Raw genomic sequence first — 21701 nt, forward strand, 5'->3', positions numbered from 1 at the left:
CCACTGGGCGGGGCGGCCGCCCGGTCGTAGGCTGGCTGGCATGTCGACCCATGCGAAGCGCGAACGGCTCCTCCTGGCCGATCTGTTGGAAGCCGTGGGACCGGACGCCCCCACTCTGTGCGAGGGCTGGAACGCCCGGGATCTCGCCGCACACGTGGTGGTGCGCGAGCGCCGCCCCGACGCCGCGGGCGGTCTCGTCGTCAAACAGCTCGCGCCCCGGCTGGAGCGGGTGATGACGGAGTTCGCCGACAAGCCGTACGAGGAGCTGATCCGGCTCATCCGTACGGGGCCGCCGCGGTTCTCGCCGTTCACGCTGAAGCAGTTGGACGAGGCGTCGAACGTGGTGGAGTTCTACGTCCACACCGAGGACGTGCGGCGGGCGCAGCCGGGCTGGACGCCGCGCGAGCTGGACGGGGTGTTCCAGGACGCCCTGTGGTCGCGCCTGGACCGCACGGCCCGGCTGATGGGCCGCGGCGTTCCCACCGGTGTGGTGCTGCGCCGCCCGAACGGCCAGACGACGGTGCTGAACAAGGCGACGCCGGTGGTGACGGTGACGGGCGAGCCCTCGGAGCTGCTGCTGTTCGTGTTCGGCCGGCAGGCTGTGGCGGACGTCGAGCTGGACGGCGACAAGGACGCGATCACCAAGCTCCACGAGGCGAAGCAGCTCGGGATCTGAGGGAGCCGGGAGCCGGGGACCCGGAGCCCGCCCGGCGGGGGCGAACGCCGCCCACGAGGGGGCGGCCGGTCCCGGCCCGGCGGGGTGGGTGTCGGCGGTCCGCCGGGCGGGCCGGGCCGTCGGGACGGCGGCGCCGGTCGGTGGGGCGGGGGACGGCGGCGCCGGTCAGTGGGGCGGGGGACGGCGGCGCCGGTCAGTGGGGCAGTTCGGCGCGGCGCAGGTCGCGTACGCACAGGGTGAGGACCCCGCCGAGGCCGCACACGGCGGCGCTGGTGACGAAGACCGGGCCGGTCCCCCACCAGCCGATCGCGGCGGCCGTCACCGGCATGCTGAGCGGCGCGAGGCCGAGGCTGACGATGCCGGCGACGGCACTGACCCGGCCCAGGTAGGCGGGGTCGGACCAGGTCTGGATCAGCGCTCCGCACAGGGCGCCGCTGAGCCCGGCGAGCAGTCCGACGAGCAGGGCCACACCGACGGCCCCGGCGACGCCCGGCACGAAGGCGAGGGCGCCGATCGCCACGGAACCGACGAGGATGGCCACGCCGGCGACGGTGCCCGCGCGCGGGAGCCGTCCGCGCAGGGTCAGCAGCAGGGCCGCGGCTCCGGCGCCGGTCCCGAACGCGGCGATCACCCAGCCCATCCCGGAGGCGCCCCAGCCGCGCCGGTCGGCGAGCAGGGTCAGTCCCACGTTGAGCGGTCCCACGAAGCCGAGGTCTCCGAGGGCGATGACCGCGATGAGCGGGGCGAGGACGCGGTGGCCGCGGATGTAGCGCAGACCGTCGCGGAGGTCGTTCCAGGCCGTGCGGCCGGCCTTATCCGTCTCGTCGTCCGGGGTGAGGTCCCGCATGCGTACGGAGATCAGCAGCGGCAGCGACACGGCGATGAGCAGGCCGGCCAGCGCGAACGCCGCGGCCGCGCCGCCGAGGGCGACGGCGAGCCCGCCGAGCGGGGCGCCGAGCACGTTGGCGGAGCGGACGGCGAGCCCCCGCATGCCCTGCACCCGGGCGAGCTGGTCACGGCCGGTGACACGGGCGGGCAGGGCGCCCACGGCGGGCATGAACACGGCGTCGACGACGCCGAAGACGACGGCGACCAGGCCCAGCAGCCACAGTCCCGGGCTGGTCGCGAAGAGCAGCGCGGCGACCGCCAGCACGGCCGCGCAGCGCACCGCGTCGCTGCCGATGACGACCTTCCGCGGCCCGAAGCGGTCGGCGACCACTCCCCCGCCCAGCATCAGCAGGGCCCTCGGGACGGCGCTGACGGACATCACGAGCCCGGCCTGGGAGGGGCTGCCGGCCTGGACGGCGGCCCAGGACAGGGCGATGTAGTAGACGTTGTCGCCGATCATCGACGAGGTGTAGGCGCCGAGCCAGCGCAGGACGTTGCCGTCGCGGTGGGCGGGCCCGGCGGGGGCCTGGGCGCCGTCCTGGGCAGGGCTCGGTATGACGGTCGCGGTCACGGGGCCGGGTCCTTTCGGCGCGGTCACGGAGTCCGGTCCTTTCGGCGCGGTCGCGGTCACGGGGCCGGGCCCCTTCGCGGCGGACGTGCTCTCGGGGTCAGACACGGAACGGGAATCCGTACATGTGCAGCGCGACGTTCTCGCGGCCCTCGGTGTCACCGGCCGCCTCGTTCGCGCGGCCCGCCTCGTCGTACTTCCGCACGACGGCGAGCAACTCCTGGTTGAGCTCGGCCAGTTCGGCCGGCGTCAGTCGCAGGGTGGACTCTGTGTCGGAGGACGCGCCGCCCCACTCGGGGCCCCAGGCGTGCCGTTCGTCCAGATAGCGCCGGTAGAGGTCGGCGCGCTGGTCGACGAGGAGCCGCGCGAACGCGGTGTGGGCGGCGGCCGTCTCCGGCGCGCTCCGGAAGTCCTCGTCGTGGACGCTCAGCCCTTCCGAGGCGGGCTGCCACCAGCGCTCGCGCCCGTCCCCGCTGCGCGGCTCCGCCTCCTCGATCAGCCCGTGCTCGGCGAGCTTGCGCAGGTGGTAGCTGACCAGCGAGGGCGCCTCGTCGACCTGCTCCCCCAGTTGGGAGGCGGTGGCGGCGCCCGCGATGTGCAAGGCGCGGTAGAGCTGCATGCGCAGCGGATGGGCGATCGCCTTGAGCGTGCCCATGTCCGTGATCCGGCGGTCTTCCTTGCGTGTCATGCCTTCACGGTAGATACGAAGGAAAAGTTGCGCAACCAATATTGCGCAACTTTCCTTTCGCATCTCGCCTCCGGGAGGGGAGCCCTCACGGATCGAGCAGAGAATGCGCCGCCAGGGCCAGCGACAGTTCGACCACGTCCGCCGGCCGGGTCAGCGAGCGGCCGGTGAGCTGTTCGCAGCGGCGCAGCCGGTTCAGGACCGTGTTGCGGTGGCAGTAGAGGCGGCCCGCGGCCCGCTGGGCGGAACCGTCGCAGGCGAGCCAGACGGTCAGCGTGTCCAGCATGATGTCCCGGTCGGACAGGTCCAGGCGCAGCAGCGGCCCGAGGACCCGCTCGGAGAGCGCCGCGCCGAGGACCGGCGCGGAGACGACGAGCGCGGCGGGCAGGTGCTCCTCCAGGACGATGGTTCCGCCGGAGCGCGGACAGGCACGCAGCGCGGTGTCGGCGAGGCGGCGGGCGTCGCCGATCGCCGCGAGCCCCTCCACGACCGGGCTCACTCCGACCCGGGCCGGCGGCGGGGCGGACAGCCGGCGGGCGATCTCCCCCGCGTCCAGGCCGGGCCCGTGCGTCCCGGGGCACTCACCGCCCCGGCCGCCCGCGCGCTCGCCACGGTCCCCACGGCCCGCACGCTCCGCACCGTCCGTCCGGCCCGCACCCTCCCCCCTGCCCGCACGGTCCACACCGCCCGCACGGTCCGCGCCACCCGTTCGATCCGCGCCGCCCGGCCCCGCTCCGTCCTCCGGGGTGGACGCCGGGGTCTGCGCCGGAGCGGACGCCGGTCCGGGACCCGCGTCGAGGAGACCTCCGTCGTGCCCGCGGCCGGACCAGCCCCCGTCGTCGCCCTCGTCGCGGCCCTGGTCGTGGGGACGGTCGCCGAGGAAGACGATGCCGTAGTTGCCCTCGGCGTCACGGTCCCGGTCGCGGTACCAGAGGACCCGCAGGCCGGAGAGTCCCACCTGGCCGCGTACGTCCGCGAACGCCCGGCCGGCCGGCAGCCGGACCAGCACCACCGCGTACCGGCCCTGTTCGGGGAGCCCCAGGGCGGCGGCGGTGGCCGGCAGATCGGCGATCCTGGCGGTGCCGTCGAGGAGCGCGGCCGTCATCAGCCGCAGCCGGTTCTCCCTGCGCCACATCAGCTCGCGCTCGGTCTGCCGGTAGGCGTCGGCGACCACGGCACAGTGGTCGTCGACGAAGTTCCAGACGTCGGCGGCGACATGCACGAGCAGACGCGCGTCGGAGGGATGCCGACGGGTCGTCTCGTCGACGAGCTCCTGCCAGATCATGCCGCCGCCCAGCCGGAAGGCGCGCAGCAACGCGTCCAGCGGAAGGCCGCGTTCGGCGCGGGTCCTGCCGATGGCCCAGGAGCAGCGGCGGGCGGCCTCGCGCAGTTCACCGGGCTGGATCAGGGAACCGACGTTGAGCCGCAGCGAGCGCCGCACCTCGTCGCGCACGCTCTCCGCGTCCGTCTCCATGGCCGCGCGGTACGCGGGTTCACGCGCCACCAGGAGGTCCACCAGGCGTTCGGAGAGTTCGGGCAGCCCCGCGATCAGCGCACGGGCGGCGCGGTGCAGCACCGAGAGCGCCTCGGCGTCGACGGCCGGGCGAGTGGCCCCGGCCGGGGGCCGGGGCCCGGGCTGGGACCGGACGTGGGCGGGTACGAGGTGCTGCATCGCTGTCCTCCACCGGGGTCGGCTCGGCCGGGCCGCCCGTTCGGCCGACGCGCGGCACACGGGTGGCCCGGACCTCCTGATCCCGCAGGATGACATACCGCCCGGTCGGTACCTAGGGGTCTGCGGTGGTCTTCTCGGCCCGGTCCACCAGACGGGACAGCTCGACGCGGGAGCGGACCCCCAGGGCGGCGAAGACATTGCGCAGGTGGTGGTCCACGGTGCGGGGGCTCACGGACAGGCGCAGCGCCACTTCGCGATTGGTGGCTCCCTCGGCCACGCAGCGGGCGATCCGGAGCTGCTGGGGCGTCAGGAGCGTGAGCTGACCGGCGGGTTCACCCGGTCCTGCGTCCCCGGTGGCCCGCAGTTCCGCCCGCGCCTGAGCGGCCCAGCCGAGGGCCCCGCCGCGCTCGAAGGACACCAGCGCGTCCCGCAGCCGGCCGCGCGCCTCGCCGGGCCTGCGCCGCCGTCGCAGCCAGGACCCGTAGAGGAGTTGGGTGCGGCCGCGCTCGAAGTCCCCGGCCACGGCTTCGTGCCGGGCCAGCGCGGCGGCGAACAGCGCCTCGCACTCCTCGGGGCCGCTCAGCAACGCCCGGCAGCGTGCCAGTTGGGCCGGGGCCTGAGGATCCGCGCTCTGCTCGGCCCAGCGGGCGAACGCGGCGACCGCCGCACGGGCGGCCTCCGTCTGCCCGGTGCGGGCCGCCGCTTCCACGAAGCAGGGGACGGCGAGCATCCGTACCGCGAAGTGACCGCGGCGCGGGCCCGCGCCGACCAGGGGGCCGAGCCGCGCCGCGGCCTCGGGAAGCCGGCCGCGGGCCAGGTCGGCGCGGGCCCGGGCCCACTGGGACAGCGTGGCCGCCTGGGCCAGACCGTGGGCCGCGGCGACGTGTTCGGCGGCCGCGGCGTGCTCGGCGACGGCCTCCGGGGAGCCCTCCACGGACGCCACCAGGGCGAGGATCGCGTGGTGGTGCGCCGCGAGGTTGTCCTGGCCGGCGCCGAGCGCCGTGCGCAGGCCGTCCTCGGCGTGGGCGCGGGCACGGGCGTGACGGCCGGCTCGCAGCTCCCCGTAGGCCAGCCGTTCCAGCGCCTGGGCGACCAGGATGTACGGGCCCCGGTCCCTGGCGACGGCGAGGGCACGGGAGTTGGCGCGGGCGGCGGCGGCGAGGTCCCCGACGACGAGGGCGGCGCTCCCGGCCCGCAGCAGGGCCTCGGGGGCGTCGTGGACCCCGGCCGCGACCCCGGCCACCACCTCGCGCAAGGGCAGCCGGCCGGCGTCCGGGCGGCCGTGCACGACCGCGGACATCCCCTCCCGGTACGCCGCGAGCAGCGGGTCGGATCCCGGCTGCGCCGGACCCTGGTCCAGGGCTTCCACGCAGGCCGCCGCGTCTCCCGTCACCCAGGACGCCTCGACGGCGGCGAGCCGGGCGGCCAGGGCGCGGGGCGGGTCGGCCGGGTCCAGCGACGCGGCGGCCAGCAGCAGCACTTCGCGCGCGTCGGCGACCGGGCCGTCCTGGAGCGCGAGCAGCCCGCTCACCAGTCGGGCCGCGCCGCGCACCGCGCCGGCCGGACGCTCGCCGTCGGCCCGGGCGAGCAACTCCCGCGCGCGGTGCGGCAGTCCGGCCAGCCGCGCCTGCTCGGCCGCCTCGACCAGGCGGACGGCGCGCAGTTCCTGGTCGACGGCGAGTTCGGCCGCCCTCGCCCACGCCGCCGCGCGCTCCGCGTGCGTCGGCCGTCCGTCCCGCGACCGTGCCGCCACGGCGAGCGCGTCACCGAGCCCCGGGGCGGGCGCGACGGCCGCCGACGCCCGGTGGAAGAGGACGGGCAGGGTGTCCGGGCCCCCGGTGTGGGCGTCGGCCAGCAGTCGGTGCGCCGCGCGCCGGCGGGCGGGCGGGACGGAGGCCCGTACGGTACGGGCCAGGCGCGGATCGGGGAATCGGATACGACCTCCGTCGAGCCGGAGGTGCCCCGCGGCCTCAGCGGCATCGAGGACAGCCGCCCCGAGGCCCCAGGCCTCGGCCGCCCGGAGAACCACCGCGGCATCCACCCCGCCGGCTCTCGCGTCCCGCTCCGACTCGGCCACCACCAGGGCCAGAAGCACTGCCACGGCCGGACCGGCCCCCTCGGCGTCGACGGGTCCGACCGGGCTCACGGGCGTCTCGACGGGGCCGGGCGACCCGGGCCCGGCAGGCGCGGAACATGCCCGGGGCGGGCGGGACATCCCGGGCGGCGGTAACGGGGGCCGGGCCGGCGCCCCGAGGGGAATGCGCGCAGTCACGTTTCCGGTCACGCCGTCACGTTACTTCTGCGTAAACAACGGCGGAAGCCCCGCGTTCGCTTGCCCGGGCGGCTACTGAACCCCCGCTGACCTGCACGGACACGGCCATCACTGGGCATGGTCCCACGCCCGGTAGGGAAGGCTTGTGCGCCCGCACAAGGACCCGGCATGGCCCCGGCAAGGCCCCGGCGATGCCCCCGCACGGAGCGCGGGCCGAGGCCCCATGACGCGCACGGGGGTGACGGCCACCGGGTTCGGCGGCCGTCACCCCCGCACGGACGGACCGTGCGGAACGGACTGTGCGGTGCGGATCGTGCGGTGCGGATCGTGCGGTGCGGGTCAGGAGGTGTGCGGGCAGTTGCCCCGGTACTCGGCGATCGTCAGCGAGGCCTGGGGCAGCGGGCAGAGGAACTGCTCGTAGCGGGTGTCATTGTCGATGAATCGCTTGAGCCACGAGATGCTGTACTTCGCGATCGTCGTGTTCGAGCTGTTGGGCGTGAAGTGCGTGGCACCCCTGAGCTCCAGGTACGCCTTGTCGAGCGTGCTGGGCAGGCTCGCGTAGAAGGGCTCGGAGTGCGTGGCGACCGGTGCGATCGTGTCGCCGTCCGCGCCCACGACCAGTGTCGGCGTCTTGATCTCCGGCCAGGTGGTGTCCAGGTTCCAGCCGGTGAGCGGGATCGCCGCCTGGAGCGAGGGACGGCTCTTCGCGGCCTCCAGCGTGCCGCCGCCGCCCATGGAGTGGCCCATGACGCCGAGCCTGTTGCTGTCGATCCTGGTCCGCACGGAACTGCTCTGCGTCAGGTAGTCGAGCGCGGCCAGCAGTTGCCTGCCACGGCTGTCGGGCTGGTCGAGCGTGGTGAGGGTGTCGATGGTGAACACGACGAAGCCCTGTGACGCGAGCCGGGGCCCGAGCCAGGAGATGGAGGACTGGTAGGCGGTGTACCCGGGCGAGATGGCGACCGCGCCGAAGGTTCCGTCGGCGGTCGAGGTCGGGTAGTAGATCGTGCCGCCGCCGAAGCCGCTCACGGACAGGGAGGAGACGGTGGTGGTGGACACGGCGTAGGAACCACGGGAGGCCTCGATGCTGGCGACCGTGGGGGCGGGGCCGCGCTCGTACGGGTTCGCGGCGGCCTGCGCCGAGACGGCCTGTGCTCCGACGACGGCCTGCGCTCCGGTGGCCTGCGCGGCGACGAGGCCACCCGCGGCCAGGAGCACCGCGAGTCCGGCCCGCACCAGACGGCTGGTCAGCCGGTGCGGTCGGCGGGGCGACGGTTCGGTTCCGACGGGTGCGACGGGGAGTGCGCGGTTCGGCTGCTGCACGGTGGGTGCGTCCTCTCGGTGGGCGGGGTGAGGGAGGAGGGACCCCCCGCCGCGGTCCGGGCGCCGCCCCGGCACGGGGTACCGGTGGGCGCTCGTCACGTCACGGCGGGGGGGGTCGTCTCCGTGGGTGCGCTGGCCACTGTCCGCCCCCGCGTCCGCCCCGCACATCGGCAGAATCACCGGCCACCCGCCCGGCCCCGCTCCCGGCCTCCCAAGAAGTCCCCGCCGCCCGCCGCCGAACGCCCCCGCCCCGAGAACACACCTCCCCGGAAAGGGACTTCGCCGCCCACGACGAGCACCCCGTTCCGCGAACGCGCCTCCCGGGAACACGAGGGCGCCCGCCCCGCGGCACGACCGCGCCGGCCCACGGACACGACCCCACCGGTCCTACCGGCCCTAGCGGCCCCGGAAAACGGCCACGGCCCGCCCCCGGTGGCGAAGGCCGCCCGGGTGCGGGCCGTGGCATGACGTGACGTGACATGAGCCGTACCCGCCGGTGGCCGCCACCGGCGGGAGGTCGGCCGCCGGAAGACCTGGTGAAGGCCCCCGGCCGGAACCGTCAGCGGACGGGATGCCCCGCCTCGCGCAGGGTCTCCTTGACCTCGCCGATCCGCAGGTCGCCGAAGTGGAAGACGGACGCGGCCAGCACCGCGTCGGCGCCCGCCCCGACGGCCGGCGGGAAGTGGTCGAGCCGGCCCGCGCCGCCGCTGGCGATCAGCGGAACCGTGACGTGCTTGCGTACGGCCTCGATCATCTCGATGTCGTAGCCGTCCTTCGTGCCGTCGGCGTCCATCGAGTTGAGCAGGATCTCGCCCGCGCCCAGCTCGGCGGCCCGGTGCGCCCACTCGACGGCGTCGATGCCGGTGCCCTGACGGCCGCCGTGGGTGGTCACCTCGAAGGAACCGTCCTCGGTCCTGCGCGCGTCCACCGACAGCACGAGCACCTGCCGCCCGAACCGCTCCGCGATCTCGCGGATGAGGTCGGGGCGGGCGATGGCGGCCGTGTTGACGCCGACCTTGTCGGCGCCGGCCCGCAGCAGCTTGTCGACGTCCTCGGCGGTGCGGACACCGCCGCCGACCGTCAGCGGGATGAAGACCTGCTCGGCCGTGCGGCGCACCACGTCGTACGTGGTCTCACGGTTGCCCGAGGACGCGGTGATGTCCAGGAAGGTGAGCTCGTCGGCGCCCTCGGCGTCGTACACCTTGGCCATCTCGACGGGATCGCCCGCGTCCCGCAGGTTCTGGAAGTTGACGCCCTTGACGACCCGGCCGTTGTCCACGTCCAGGCAGGGAATCACTCGGACCGCCAGGGTCATGACTGGGTTTCTCCCCGCTCCGTGTGGTCTGCGCGGAACGCCTCCACCTCGACCTCGACCACCAGCCGGGGGTCCACCAGACCCTCGACGATGATCATGGAGGCGGCGGGGCGGATGCCGTCGAACAGCGCCTTGTGGGCGCGGCCGACCTCCTCGACGTCCCGGGCATGGGTGATGTGCATGTGGGTGCGGACGACGTCCTCGCGTCCCAGGCCGATCCGCTCCAGGGCCGCGAACGCGACGCCGAAGGCGTTGACCGTCTGCTCGTAGGGGTCGTCCTCGACGACGTCGCCGTCGATGATCGAGCTGCAGCCGGACACCAGCACCAGGCCGTTCGGCAGCTCCACCGCGCGGGAGTACCCGAAGGCCTCCTCCGCCGGAGAGCCGGTCGACAGGCGGCGTACGGCGCTCACCGGGCTACCGCCGCCAGGGCCTCTTCGAGGGTGAACGCCTTGGCGTACAGGGCCTTCCCGACGATGGAGCCCTCGACCCCGAGTGGCACGAGTTCGGCGATGGCCCGCAGGTCGTCCAGCGAGGACACCCCGCCGGAGGCGACCACCGGACGGTCGGTCGCCGCGCACACGTTGCGCAGGAGTTCAAGGTTCGGGCCCTGGAGCGTGCCGTCCTTGGCGATGTCCGTGACCACGTAGCGGGCGCAGCCCTCGGAGTCGAGGCGGGCCAGCGTCTCGTAGAGGTCGCCGCCGTCGCGGGTCCAGCCGCGGCCGCGCAGGGTCGTGCCGCGGACGTCGAGGCCGACGGCGATCTTGTCGCCGTGCTCGGCGATGACCTTGGCGACCCAGTCGGGGGTCTCCAGCGCGGCGGTGCCCAGGTTGACACGGGTGCAGCCGGTGGCGAGCGCGGCGGCGAGGGTGTCGTCGTCGCGGATGCCGCCGGACAGCTCGACCTTGATGTCCATCGCCTTGGTGACCTCGGCGATCAGCGCGCGGTTGTCGCCGGTGCCGAACGCGGCGTCCAGGTCGACGAGGTGGAGCCACTCGGCGCCGGAGCTCTGCCAGGCCAGGGCGGCCTCCAGCGGGGAGCCGTAGGAGGTCTCGGTCCCGGACTCGCCGTGCACGAGGCGGACGGCCTGGGCGTCGCGGACGTCGACGGCGGGGAGGAGTTCGAGCTTGCTCACAGTGTTCCGATCCAGTTGGAGAGGAGCTGGGCGCCGGCGTCGCCGGACTTCTCGGGGTGGAACTGGGTGGCCCACAGGGCGCCGTTCTCGACGGCCGCCACGAAGGGCTTGCCGTGCGTGGACCAGGTGACCAGGGGGGCGCGCAGCAGCGGGTTGCCGACTTCGAGCGACCAGTCGTGGACGGCGTAGGAGTGGACGAAGTAGAACCGCGCGTCGGCGTCGAGGCCGGCGAAGGCCTCCGAGCCCTCCGGGGCGTCTACGGTGTTCCAGCCCATGTGGGGCACGACGTCGGCCTCCAGGGGTCCGACCGTGCCCGGCCACTCGTCCAGGCCCTCGGTCTCCACGCCGTGCTCGATGCCGCGGGTGAAGAGGATCTGCATGCCGACGCAGATGCCCATGACGGGGCGTCCGCCGGACAGCCGGCGGCCGATGATCCAGTCGCCGCGCGCCTCCTTGAGGCCCTGCATGCAGGCGGCGAAGGCGCCGACGCCCGGTACGAGCAGTCCGTCCGCGTTCATCGCGGTGTCGAAGTCACGGGTGATCTCGACCTCGGCGCCCGCGCGGGCGAGGGCGCGCTCGGCGGAACGCACGTTCCCGAAGCCGTAGTCGAAGACGACGACCTTCTTCGACTCGCTCAACTCCACACCTCCAGCCGCATGACGCCCGCGACGAGGCACATCGCGGCACCGATGGAGAGCAGCACGACGAGGCTCTTCGGCATGTCCTGCTTGACGAAGGAGTAGATCCCTCCGGCGAGGAAGAGACCGACGACGATGAGAATGCTGGAAAGGCCTGTCACAGTGCGCCCTTAGTGGAGGGGAGGATGCCGGCTGCGCGCGGGTCGCGCTCGGAGGCGTAACGCAGGGCCCGGGCCAGCGCCTTGAACTGGCACTCCACGATGTGGTGCGCGTTGCGTCCGTAGGGGACGTGCACGTGCAGGGCGATCTGGGCCTGGGCGACGAAGGACTCCAGGATGTGCCGGGTCATCGTCGTGTCGTACTCGCCGATCATCGGCGCCATGTTCTCGGGCTCGGTGTGCACGAGGTACGGGCGGCCGGACAGGTCGACGGTCACCTGGGCGAGCGACTCGTCCAGCGGGACGGTGCAGTTGCCGAAGCGGTAGATGCCGACCTTGTCGCCGAGGGCCTGCTTGAAGGCGGCGCCCAGGGCGAGGGCGGTGTCCTCGATGGTGTGGTGCGAGTCGATGTGCAGGTCGCCCTCGGTCTTCACGGTGAGGTCGAACAGACCGTGCCGGCCGAGCTGGTCGAGCATGTGGTCGTAGAAGCCGACGCCGGTGGCCACGTCGACCTTGCCGGAGCCGTCGAGATCGATCTCGACGAGGACCGACGTCTCCTTCGTCACCCGCTCCACGCGTCCTACGCGGTTCATGCGCTCTGCTCCTTCGGGGATGCGGGGTTCTCCCCCGTGGATCCCAGTAGTTCACGTACCGCGTCGAGGAACGCGTCGTTTTCCTTCGGGGTTCCGGCGGAGACCCGCAGCCACCCCGGTACCCCGTTGTCCCGGACCAGGACGCCCTGGTCGAGGATCCTCCGCCAGGCCGCGTGGGTGTCGGCGAACCGTCCGAACTGCACGAAGTTCGCGTCCGACTCGGTCACCTCGCAGCCCATCGCGCGCAGTTCGGTGACCAGCCGGTCCCGTTCGGACTTGAGCTGCTCCACGTACCCGAGGAGGGTGTCGGTGTGTTCCAGGGCCGCCAGCGCGGTCGCCTGGGTGACGGCCGAGAGGTGGTACGGCAGCCGCACGAGCTGGACGGCGTCCACGACCGCCGGGTGGGCGGCGAGGTAGCCGAGGCGCAGTCCGGCCGCGCCGAAGGCCTTCGACATCGTCCGGGAGACGACGAGATTCGGCCGTCCTTCGAGCAGCGGCAGCAGCGAGTCGCCGTGGCTGAACTCGATGTAGGCCTCGTCGACCACGACCATGGACGGCTTCGCCGCCTGCGCGGCCTCGTACAGCGCGAGGACCGTCTCGGGCGGGACCGCGTTGCCGGTGGGGTTGTTGGGGGTGGTGACGAAGACGACGTCGGGCCGGTTCTCGGCGATGGCCCGCTCGGCGGCGGCGAGGTCGATGGTGAAGTCCTCGCCCCGCGGGCCGGAGATCCAGGCCGTGCCCGTGCCGCGCGCGATGAGCGCGTGCATCGAGTACGACGGTTCGAAGCCGATCGCGCTGCGGCCGGGGCCGCCGAAGGTCTGGAGCAGTTGCTGGATGACCTCGTTGGAGCCGTTGGCGGCCCAGACGTTCTCGACGCCGACGGGGTGCTTGCCGGTCTTCGTCAGATAGGCGGCCAGCCCGGTGCGCAGCTCCACCGCGTCCCGGTCGGGGTAGCGGTTGAGTCCGCGGGCGGCCTCACGGACCCGCTCGGTGATCCGCTCGACGAGCGCCTCGGGCAGCGGGTACGGGTTCTCGTTGGTGTTCAGGCGTACGGGGACGTCGAGCTGCGGTGCGCCGTAGGGGGTCTTGCCACGCAGTTCGTCCCGTACGGGGAGATCGTCGATGCCGGTCACTTGCCCTCGGGTACCTTCCAGCCGCGCGACACTTGTTCGTCTCCGACAAACCTTGCCTTCACTGCCGCGCCGTGCGCGGGCAGGTCCTCCGCCTCCGCCAGCGTCACCACGTGATGGGCGACGTCGGCGAGCGCGTCCTTCGTGTAGTCGACGATGTGGATGCCGCGCAGGAAGGACTGGACGGACAGGCCCGAGGAGTGGCAGGCGCAGCCGCCGGTGGGCAGGACGTGGTTGGAGCCCGCCGCGTAGTCGCCGAGCGAGACCGGGGCCCAGGGGCCGACGAAGATCGCTCCGGCGTTCCTGACCCGGTCGGCGACGGCGGCCGCGTCGGCGGTCTGGATCTCCAGGTGCTCGGCGCCGTACGCGTCGACGACCCTGAGGCCCTCGTCGATGCCGTCGACGAGGACGATCGCGGACTGCCTGCCGCTGAGAGCCGGGACGATCCGGTCGTCGATGTGCTTGGTGGCCGCGATCTGCGGCTCCAGCTCCTTCTCGACCGCGTCCGCGAGGGCCGGCGAGTCGGTGACGAGGACGGCGGCGGCGAGCGGGTCGTGCTCGGCCTGGCTGATCAGGTCGGCGGCGACGTGCGCCGGGTCGGCGGTGTCGTCGGCGAGGACCGCGATCTCGGTCGGGCCGGCCTCGGCGTCGATGCCGATCCTGCCGGTGAAGTAGCGCTTGGCCGCGGCGACCCAGATGTTGCCGGGGCCGGTGACCATGTCGGCCGAGGGGCAGGACTCGGTGCCGTACGCGAACATCGCGACGGCCGTGGCACCGCCGGCCGCGTACACCTCGTCGACGCCGAGCAGCGCGCAGGCGGCCAGGATCGTCGGGTGCGGCAGGCCGCCGAACGCGGACTGGGCCGGGGAGGCGAGCGCGATCGAGCCGACCCCGGCCTCCTGGGCCGGGACCACGTTCATGATCACGGACGACGGGTACACCGAGCGGCCGCCGGGCGCGTACAGCCCGACCCGGTCGACCGGCACCCACTTCTCGGTGACCGAGCCGCCGGGCACGACCTGGGTGGTGTGCGTCGTACGGCGCTGCTCGCGGTGGACGAGACGGGTGCGGCGGATGGACTCCTCCAGGGCCGCGCGCACGTCCGGGTCGAGCTGTTCCAGGGCGTCGGCGAGGGCCTGGGCCGGAACACGTACGGACTCCAGCCGTACTCCGTCGAACTTCTCCGCGTAGTCGATCAGCGCCGCGTCGCCCCGATGATGCACGGCCTCGCAGATCGGCCGCACCTTCTCCAGGGCGGCCGAGACGTCGAAGTCGGCTCGGGGCAGCAGGTCGCGCAGGGCGGGGCCCTCGGGGAGGGCGTCGCCGCGCAGATCGATTCGGGAGATCACGGACTCAATTCTCTCAGACCGCGGGAGGGCGCCGGACGCCTGTATCAGTGGCTGATACAAGCCGGCTTCCCCTCCCGCGGAAGATCCCCTTCACCAGGAGCGTTCGCGCGGTCACTGAGCGGGCATTGCAGGACCGTACGAACCCGCGAGTAGCAGGGGAGGAAGTGACATGCCGTGACCGAGGGTGCCGATCTGCGCGCCGGTGACCTGCCGGACGAGCTGACCGCCGCCGAGGCGGGGATGTGGCAGGCCTTCCGCAACGGCAGCGTGTACGACCTGCGCAGCGGGGACAGGGCCGTCGACGATCCGCACGGCGGCCATCCCTGGGGTCCCGAGCGCAGCGTCCGGGCCCGGATAGTGGCCTGGCTGCTGCTGGACGGGCCGCCCGCCCTCCAGGGCCGGGTCGCCTCCCTGAAGCTGACGGGCGTCCGGATCACCGGCGTGCTCGACCTCGCGGGCGGCACGGTGGTGCCGTACGTGGAGCTGAAGGGGTGCCGGTTCGAGAAGGAGGTGCTGCTGCCGGAGTCCCGCTTCACGACGCTGCGGCTGGTGGACTGCGCGGTGCCCCGGCTGGAGGCGGCCCGGCTGCACACCGAGGGCGACCTGCATCTGCCGCGCTGCCACTTCCACAACGGGGTACGGCTGACCGACGCGCACATCGGCACGGATCTGCTGCTCAACCAGGCGGTCGTCTACCGGGACCGGCGCGGGCAGTCGATCACCGGCGACGGCATGACCGTCGGACAGGACCTCCAGGCCGAGATGCTGGAGTCGCACGGTGAGCTCAGTCTGCGCGGCGCGACCGTCGGCGTGTCGCTGAGCCTGCGCGGCAGCAGGCTCCGCAACCCGTACACCCGGCTCGCCCTCAACGCCCCCCAGCTCACCGTCAACCGCACGCTCTACATGACTCCCGCCGGCCTCGGCAATCCGCTGGTGACCAGCGGCACCACCCCGGCGCGAGGCACCCTGGTGCAGCGGTTCGAGTGCCAGGGCGGGATCCGTCTGGACGACGGGCGCTTCGGTGACGCGGTCGACCTCGACCGGGCCCGCTTCGCCTTCGACGACGATCAGGGGCTGTCGCTGCTGCGGGTCCAGACGCCCGAGCTGCGCTTCCTCGGCGAGCGGCCCGAACGCGGCAAGGTCGTGCTGTCCGGCGCGCGGATCGTCAACCTGGTCGACCGGGCGTCGAGCTGGCCGGGCCCCGGCAGCCTGCACATGGGCGGTTTCACGTACGAGAACCTGGTCCCGCAGGGCGCCTTCCCGCTGACCCGGCGTCTGGAGTGGGTGGCGGCGGCCACCGCCGAGTACGCCCCGGAGCCGTACGAGCGCCTCGCCGCCGTGCTGCGCGACTCCGGTGAGGACGAGGACGCCCGCGAGGTGCTGCTGGCCAAGCAGCGCCGCCGCCGCGAGACCCTGCCGCCGGCCGCCAAGCTCTGGGGCTACGCCCAGGACTGGACGGTCGCCTACGGATACCGGCCGGGCCGGGCCGCCCTGTGGATGGCGGTGCTGTGGGCGGCGACGTCGATCGCCTTCGCGCACGCCGACCGGCGGCCGGTCAACACCGACGGGCACCCCGCCTGGAACGCCTCGCTGTACGCGCTGGACCTGCTGCTGCCGGTCATCGACCTGGGCCAGGCCGGGTTCTGGCAACTGCGCGGCGGCTGGCAGTGGCTGGCCGCGGTGGTGGTCCTCCTCGGCTGGATCCTGGCCACGACGGTGGCAGCCGGCGCCACCCGGCTGCTGCGCCGCGGCTGACGCCGTCCCGGGACACGGCCGGGGCCGAACCGCCGCTCAGGGGTCGCGAGGACAGCGTGTGCTTCCGCACATCCGACGGGGTCCCGCAGTCCGACAAGGCGCCTTCCCGCCCATCCGGCGGGGTGACTTCCCGCACATCTGATGGGCCGACATGCTTTTACCGGTCCTTGACCCCGGCGCGCACAACCAATCGGCTTTACGAAAGCGTCACCGATCGCCTCTGGCCCTGCTCCGACCTGCGGTTTTCAATGGTCGACACCATGGCACTGCTGAGCGCGCTCCTCCGTACCGCCCGGATGGCACGGCACACCTCACGCCTCGCCGCCGGAATGCCGGCCGACGAGGAGGTGATGCTCGACGCCCCCGACCACCGCCTCGGCCCCGCGCTGGTCGCCGCGGCCCAGGGCGACTACGCCCCCGCGGCGGCACTGCTGGCCGCCACCCGCGAGTCCGCCGAGTGGGAGAACCGCGACCGGTACGCCGTACGCCTGGCCGCCTTCGCCCGCTCCCGCGACGAATGGCTCCGGCAGTGGCAGGCCGACGACCCGCACGACCCGGACGTCCTCCTCGTCAGGGCCGAACTGGCCGTCCGCCGCGGCTGGGAGTCCCCCGCCCGGGTGGAACTGCTGCGCGAGGTCGGCCCGCTGATCACGTCCGCCGCCGAGGGCGCCCCGCGCGACCCGGTGCCGTGGCGGATCGCCCTCGACCACGCCCGCGGCACCAACGTCCGGCACACCGAGTTCGAGCAGCTCTGGGCCGAGGCCGTCCGGCGCTCCCCGCACCACTACGGCTGCCACGTGGCCGCGCTCCAGTACCTCTCCGCCGCCTGGTACGGCTCGCACAGCGAGTGCTTCGACTTCGCCGAGCCCGCCGCGCAGGACGCCCTGCCGGGCTCCCTGGTCCAGGCGCTGCCGGTGCGCGCGGCCTTCGCCTATCTGACCGAGGGCGGCGGGCCCGAGGTGCCGCGCGAGCGCCTGGACGCCGCGGCCGACCTCGCGATCTCGGTGTCGGCCTGCTACGCCGCCGCCGACCCGTGGCCCGCCGAGGTGCGCAATCTGCTGACGTACGTCCTGGTCCGGCTGGAACGCTGGCAGGACGCCCTGGAGCAGCTCCGCCTCATCGGCCCGTACGTGACCTCGTTCCCCTGGGCCAAGGTCTCCGACGACCCGCTCGGCCAGTATCTGGAGCTGCGCGACGGGGTCCGTCTGGAGGTCGCCTCGGGCCTTCCGCTGCGCGACGGCGCCCCCGGCCGGCTCCCGCGGATCGGGTACGGCGGACTCCTCCGCTCCGTCGACCATTAGGCTTTCCCGTCGTGACCACCGTCCGGCTCCCGCTCTTCCCCCTGAACTCGGTGCTTTTCCCCGGGCTCGTGCTTCCTCTGAACGTGTTCGAGGAGCGCTATCGCGCCATGATGCGCGAGCTGCTCAAGACGCCCGAGGACGAATCCCGCCGATTCGCCGTCGTCGCCATCCGCGACGGCCATGAGGTCTCGCCCAGTGCGCCCGGCATGCCCGACGGGAGCGCCGTGCCCGACCGCGGGCCCGCCGCCGGGTTCGGGGACGATCCGCTCGCGGCCTTCCACGAGGTGGGCTGCGTCGCGGACGCGGCCACCATCCGGGAGCGCGCCGACGGCAGCTTCGAGGTGCTGGCGACCGGCACGACACGGGTCCGGCTGCTGTCGGTGGACGCCTCCGGGGCGTTCCTGACGGCCGAGCTCGAGGAACTGCCCGAGGACCCGGGCGACGAGGCGGGCGCGCTCGCCGAGGGTGTTTTGCGGGCCTTCCGGCAGTACCAGAAGCGGCTGGCCGGGGCGCGTGAGCGTTCGCTGTCGACCGGCGCGGACCTGCCGGACGAACCGGCGGTCGTCTCCTATCTCGTCGCCGCCGCCGTGATGCTGGACGTGCCGGCCCGGCAGCGGCTGCTCCAGGCCCCCGACACGGCCTCCCGGCTGCGCGAGGAGCTGCGGGTGCTGCGCGCGGAGACGGCGATCATCCGTAATCTGCCGTCGTTGCCCGCGTCGGACCTGACGCGCGGCCCGACGAGCCTGAACTGACGCTTGCGAGAAGGTCGATGGCCAAGAAGGCGAAGAAGCAGTCCGGGGGCACCCCCGCCACGGTGGCGCTGACGGAGGCGGGCGTCCCGTTCACCGTCCACGCCTACGAGCACGATCCCTCCCACCCGTCCTACGGCGAGGAGGCGGCCGAGGCGATGGGCGTGTCGCCTGAGCGGGTCTTCAAGACCCTGGTGGCGGACGTGGACGGCGCGCTCGTGGTCGCGGTCGTCCCGGTGGCCGGCTCGCTCGACCTCAAGGCCCTCGCCACGGCCGTGGGCGGCAAGCGGGCGGCGATGGCCGACCCGGCCGCGGCCGAGCGCACGACGGGGTACGTGCGCGGCGGCATCTCGCCCCTCGGCCAGCGCAAGAGGCTCCGTACCGTCCTGGACTCCTCGGCCTCCGGGCACGCCACGATCTGCGTCTCGGCGGGCCGCCGCGGCCTGGAGGTCGAGCTCTCCCCCGGTGACCTCGCGAAACTCACGGAGGCGGTGTCCGCACCCGTCGGACGGACGTGACCGGCCCGCGGCGCCCGGGGGCGGCCCGGCCCGCGCGGCCCCTCGACGGATGCCCCTTCCTCGGTTAAGCACGAGGGGCATGTCGAAGAGAACCCGCAAACGCAAGTGGCGCATCAAGAAGGGCCGCTCCAACCACGGCCGCCGTCCCGCCTGACCCCCGCCGTACGCGGGAAGGCCGGCCCGGCAGCCGTTCCCACGGCGTCCGGACCGGCCCTGACTCCCCGAGGCTCTGCGACAGGCCCTGGGGCCTGAAGTCCTTTCGGCGGCCCTAGGCGGCCGGAGGCCCCTTCGGCGGCGTGGCGGCCGGGTAGGGCTGCTGCTGGTACGGGTCGGGGTCGCGGGGGCCGAAGAGGGCCATGAGGCCGAGGTGGACCACCAGCGCGCTCAGCGACCACGCCAGCAGCGCGCCCTTGGCGCCGAGCTTCAGCGGCGCGGAGAACGTGACGCCCTTGCCCACGGCCTTGGCGTGCGCGACCACGTTCTGCGTGGGGCCGAGCCAGATCCCGACCCGCCAGGCGAGCAGCGAGCCGAGCAGTCCGCCGAGGGCGAGCGCGATCACCAGCGGCACACCGCCGCGCCGCCGCACGAGGAACACGACCAGCGCGCTCAGCGCTCCGAAGCCGAGCGCGAGCAGGGTGAAGGTTCCGTCGACCCCGATCGCCTGCTCCCCCTCGGTGTCCTTGAGATACACCGCGGTGGCGTCCGCGACCAGCGGCACATGGGGGGTCAGCCACGCCCAGAGCACCCCGAGCAGAGCCCCCGCGAGGGCGACCACGACCGTGATCACGGCGGCCTCCCGCACTTCGGTCTTCATGCCGGGTCCGTCCTGTCCGTAGGAGACCTCGTACGCGCCCGGGTACACGGGGTGCCCCGCGGGGCCGGGAGCGGGCTGAGTCTGCCAGGCAGGGTGCGGTTGCCGCCGGTCCTCGGGGGACTGTTCGTGCGGCGGGGGAGGTGGAGTCAGCGGAGCGGTCACCCTGCCATCGTGCCAGGCCCCGCTGTGGGCCGCGTCACCGGAGCCGCGTCACCGCACGGCGGCCCGGCGGTAGGCCCAGGCCGCGAGGGCCAGCGAGACCGCCCCGACCCCGCCGCAGACGGCGAGATCACCGACGACGGCGGCCCAGTCCGGACTCGGGCCGAAGGTGCGGGCGAAGGCCTCGACCCCGTAGGTCGAGGGCAGCAGGTCGCGGAGGTACTGCACCGGGGCCGGCATCCGGTCCGCCGGGAGGACGCCCAGCAGCAGGGCCGCGGACATGCCCATCTGGCCGAGCAGCGTGGCCAGCTCGGGCCGCGGCGCGAGCAGCCCGAACGCGGCCCCGAGCCCGGCGAGCGCGGCGCCCGCCAGGGGGACGACCGCGGCCAGCACCCACAGATGGGCGAGCGGCAGCCCGAAGAGCAGGCAGCCGAAGACGGCGGTGACGAGGGTGCCGGGCACGGTGAAGGAGGCGTACGCGGCCGCGGCCCCGAGCACCACGGCCGCGGGCGGCACCGGCAGCGTCGCGTAGTGGTCGAGCCCGCCGCTCGCCCGCAGTTGCCCGAAGTACTGGGCGAGCAGGTTGAGCGCGACGAAGGCGACGACCAGGACGGTGGAGCCGGCGACCACGGCCCGCGCCTCGGCGCCTCCGTCCACCACCCCCCGCATCATGATCATGATGCCGAGGGACTGGAAGGTGGCCACGAACAGCAGCGGGATCCGGGCGACACGGGCGCGGGAGAGCTGCGCCCGGTACACGGCGGCCAGCGAGGGCCACAGCCGCGCCCGCGGCCCCAGCTCAGCGGCCGTGCCGGCGTCCTCGGCCAGGGGCAGCGCGCTGCCCGGCAGAACTCCAGCGGGTACGGCACTCACGTCGAACTGCTCCCCTTCGTCGGCAGCCGTCCTGTTCCGCTCACGTACGACGCCCCTCTCCCGTACGGATTCCACGCCCTGGACACTCACGCCTTCACCAGTCCCTGCGTCGCGTGGCCGCCGAGTGCCAGGTACACGTCCTCCAGGCTCGGCGTGGCCAGGGTGAAGTCGTCGAGTGCGGCGAAGGCGGCGCCGCCGGTGACCGTGGCCACGGCCGCGCGGGCCTCCTCGGGCGCGAGCCGCAGCGTCCAGCGGCGGCCCGACTCGACGGCGCGGTCCCGCAGCGCGGCGACCTCGGGGACGTGCAGCGGGGCGTTCTCGCGCCAGACGAGCTCGACCCGCACCTCGCCCGCGACCTGTTCCTTGAGCCCGGCCGGGGTGTCGCAGGCGATGACCCGTCCCTCGTCGAGGACGGCGACCCGGTCGAGGACCGTCTCGGCCTCGATGACGTTGTGGGTGACGAGCAGGACCGTGGCGCCGTGTTCCGCGCGGCGCCGGTCGACGGCGGCCCACACGGCGCGCCGGGCCACCGGGTCCATGCCGGTGGTGGGCTCGTCGAGGACGAGCAGCGGGCGCCGCCCGACGAGGGCCGCGGCGAAACAGGCGAGCCTGCGCTGTCCGCCGGAGAGCTTCCTCAGGGGTCGGGAGGCGAGCGCGGTCAGGCCCAGTTCGTCGAGGACGGCGTCCCGCTCGGCCCGTGCCGCGCGCAGGTCGAGCCCGCGCAGCCGCCCGGTCGTCTCGGCGGCCAGGGACACGGTCAGCTCGTCCAGGGCGGTGGACTCCTGACCGAGGTAGGCGAGGATGCGGGCGGCCCGTTCGGGGTGGCGCACGATGTCGTGCCCGAGGATCTCGACGCTGCCGCTGTCGGGGCGCATCAGCCCGGTGAGCTGGCGTACGAGGGTGGACTTGCCGGCGCCGTTCGGCCCGAGCAGTCCGAAGATCTCGCCCCGGCGGATGTCGAGACGTACCCCGTCGGTGGCTCTGACCTCGGGCGTGGCGGGTCGTCCGCGGCGGCCGCGGACGGCCGGATAGGTCTTGGTGAGACCTCGCACGGCGCACACGACATCGCCCCTTTGTCCCGTAGGGGCCGTCTGTGCCGTGCGCGTACTCACGAAGGACGAGAGTACGTGGTC

Annotated in this window: 21 protein-coding genes; 5 read left to right on the forward strand and 16 right to left on the reverse strand. The window is 73.9% G+C overall.

The window, feature by feature from the left end:
* The first annotated feature begins 40 nt into the window (after positions 1 to 40).
* Positions 41 to 676 carry a TIGR03085 family metal-binding protein gene (locus tag ACFRIC_RS38605; RefSeq protein ID WP_382796287.1) on the forward strand — a complete coding sequence of 212 codons (636 nt, stop codon included), beginning with the start codon at positions 41 to 43 and terminating at the stop codon, positions 674 to 676.
* 193 nt (positions 677 to 869) lie between these two features.
* On the opposite strand, the gene ACFRIC_RS38610 is transcribed toward ACFRIC_RS38605, so the two are convergent.
* The 13 genes from ACFRIC_RS38610 to hisD all read right to left on the reverse strand — a co-directional run bounded on the left by ACFRIC_RS38610 (position 870) and on the right by hisD (position 14399).
* Complete coding sequence (locus tag ACFRIC_RS38610) at positions 870 to 2135, reverse strand: MFS transporter (protein ID WP_382796288.1); 1266 nt, start codon at positions 2133 to 2135, stop codon at positions 870 to 872.
* A gap of 97 nt (positions 2136 to 2232) precedes the next feature.
* Positions 2233 to 2820 carry an ArsR/SmtB family transcription factor gene (locus ACFRIC_RS38615; protein ID WP_382796290.1) on the reverse strand — a complete coding sequence of 196 codons (588 nt, stop codon included), beginning with the start codon at positions 2818 to 2820 and terminating at the stop codon, positions 2233 to 2235.
* An 85-nt stretch (positions 2821 to 2905) separates the two neighbouring features.
* The gene (locus ACFRIC_RS38620) at positions 2906 to 4489 is read right to left on the reverse strand and encodes a PucR family transcriptional regulator (protein ID WP_382796292.1); all 1584 of its coding nucleotides are present in this window, start codon (positions 4487 to 4489) and stop codon (positions 2906 to 2908) included.
* Positions 4490 to 4601: 112 nt separating this feature from the next.
* Positions 4602 to 6590, reverse strand: a complete 1989-nt coding sequence (locus tag ACFRIC_RS38625; protein ID WP_382796294.1) for a LuxR C-terminal-related transcriptional regulator — start codon at positions 6588 to 6590, stop codon at positions 4602 to 4604.
* 510 nt (positions 6591 to 7100) lie between these two features.
* The gene (locus ACFRIC_RS38630; protein ID WP_382796296.1) at positions 7101 to 8081 is read right to left on the reverse strand and encodes an alpha/beta hydrolase family protein; all 981 of its coding nucleotides are present in this window, start codon (positions 8079 to 8081) and stop codon (positions 7101 to 7103) included.
* Between the two features lie 559 nt (positions 8082 to 8640).
* Positions 8641 to 9396 carry an imidazole glycerol phosphate synthase subunit HisF gene (gene hisF, locus ACFRIC_RS38635; RefSeq protein WP_382796297.1) on the reverse strand — a complete coding sequence of 252 codons (756 nt, stop codon included), beginning with the start codon at positions 9394 to 9396 and terminating at the stop codon, positions 8641 to 8643.
* Entirely contained in the window at positions 9393 to 9809 is a 417-nt protein-coding gene (locus tag ACFRIC_RS38640) for a RidA family protein (protein WP_382796299.1), read from the reverse strand. The genes hisF and ACFRIC_RS38640 overlap by 4 nt, the downstream gene beginning before the upstream one ends.
* Positions 9806 to 10531 (reverse strand): bifunctional 1-(5-phosphoribosyl)-5-((5-phosphoribosylamino)methylideneamino)imidazole-4-carboxamide isomerase/phosphoribosylanthranilate isomerase PriA, encoded by a 726-nt coding sequence (gene priA / locus ACFRIC_RS38645; RefSeq protein ID WP_037623342.1) that lies wholly within the window; start codon positions 10529 to 10531, stop codon positions 9806 to 9808. The genes ACFRIC_RS38640 and priA overlap by 4 nt, the downstream gene beginning before the upstream one ends.
* Complete coding sequence (hisH, locus tag ACFRIC_RS38650) at positions 10528 to 11175, reverse strand: imidazole glycerol phosphate synthase subunit HisH (protein WP_382796301.1); 648 nt, start codon at positions 11173 to 11175, stop codon at positions 10528 to 10530. The genes priA and hisH overlap by 4 nt, the downstream gene beginning before the upstream one ends.
* Positions 11166 to 11330 carry a hypothetical protein gene (locus ACFRIC_RS38655; RefSeq protein WP_037623340.1) on the reverse strand — a complete coding sequence of 55 codons (165 nt, stop codon included), beginning with the start codon at positions 11328 to 11330 and terminating at the stop codon, positions 11166 to 11168. The genes hisH and ACFRIC_RS38655 overlap by 10 nt, the downstream gene beginning before the upstream one ends.
* Positions 11327 to 11920, reverse strand: coding sequence for an imidazoleglycerol-phosphate dehydratase HisB (gene hisB, locus ACFRIC_RS38660; RefSeq protein WP_037623339.1), 594 nt, complete (start codon positions 11918 to 11920; stop codon positions 11327 to 11329). Before hisB ends, ACFRIC_RS38655 begins: the two co-directional genes overlap by 4 nt.
* Positions 11917 to 13053 (reverse strand): histidinol-phosphate transaminase, encoded by a 1137-nt coding sequence (locus ACFRIC_RS38665; RefSeq protein WP_382796303.1) that lies wholly within the window; start codon positions 13051 to 13053, stop codon positions 11917 to 11919. The genes hisB and ACFRIC_RS38665 overlap by 4 nt, the downstream gene beginning before the upstream one ends.
* Positions 13050 to 14399: a histidinol dehydrogenase gene (gene hisD / locus ACFRIC_RS38670; protein ID WP_382796305.1), complete on the reverse strand. Its 1350-nt coding sequence runs from the start codon at positions 14397 to 14399 to the stop codon at positions 13050 to 13052. Before hisD ends, ACFRIC_RS38665 begins: the two co-directional genes overlap by 4 nt.
* A 174-nt stretch (positions 14400 to 14573) precedes the next feature.
* Here hisD and ACFRIC_RS38675 point away from each other — a divergent pair, with 174 nt between their 5' ends.
* The 4 genes from ACFRIC_RS38675 (at position 14574) to ybaK (ending at position 18722) form a co-directional block, all read left to right on the forward strand.
* Entirely contained in the window at positions 14574 to 16154 is a 1581-nt protein-coding gene (locus ACFRIC_RS38675) for an oxidoreductase (RefSeq protein ID WP_382796307.1), read from the forward strand.
* Between the two features lie 260 nt (positions 16155 to 16414).
* Positions 16415 to 17455, forward strand: a complete 1041-nt coding sequence (locus tag ACFRIC_RS38680; protein WP_382796309.1) for a hypothetical protein — start codon at positions 16415 to 16417, stop codon at positions 17453 to 17455.
* Positions 17456 to 17466: 11 nt separating this feature from the next.
* Entirely contained in the window at positions 17467 to 18207 is a 741-nt protein-coding gene (locus tag ACFRIC_RS38685) for an LON peptidase substrate-binding domain-containing protein (RefSeq protein WP_382796311.1), read from the forward strand.
* A 17-nt stretch (positions 18208 to 18224) separates the two neighbouring features.
* A complete protein-coding gene (ybaK, locus tag ACFRIC_RS38690) occupies positions 18225 to 18722 on the forward strand; it encodes a Cys-tRNA(Pro) deacylase (RefSeq protein WP_382796312.1) in 498 nt (165 codons plus the stop codon).
* A 268-nt stretch (positions 18723 to 18990) separates the two neighbouring features.
* Here the strand turns inward: ybaK and ACFRIC_RS38695 are convergent, their stop codons facing one another.
* From ACFRIC_RS38695 to ACFRIC_RS38705, 3 genes are all read right to left on the reverse strand, one after another.
* Complete coding sequence (locus ACFRIC_RS38695; RefSeq protein ID WP_382796314.1) at positions 18991 to 19698, reverse strand: AAA family ATPase; 708 nt, start codon at positions 19696 to 19698, stop codon at positions 18991 to 18993.
* Positions 19699 to 19746: 48 nt separating this feature from the next.
* Entirely contained in the window at positions 19747 to 20568 is an 822-nt protein-coding gene (locus tag ACFRIC_RS38700; RefSeq protein ID WP_382796346.1) for an ABC transporter permease, read from the reverse strand.
* An 86-nt stretch (positions 20569 to 20654) separates the two neighbouring features.
* Positions 20655 to 21629, reverse strand: coding sequence for an ABC transporter ATP-binding protein (locus ACFRIC_RS38705; protein WP_382796316.1), 975 nt, complete (start codon positions 21627 to 21629; stop codon positions 20655 to 20657).
* Positions 21630 to 21701: the final 72 nt, after the last annotated feature.

This window comes from Streptomyces sp. NPDC056738, from assembly GCF_042790435.1.
In the GTDB taxonomy this organism is placed as follows: domain Bacteria; phylum Actinomycetota; class Actinomycetes; order Streptomycetales; family Streptomycetaceae; genus Streptomyces.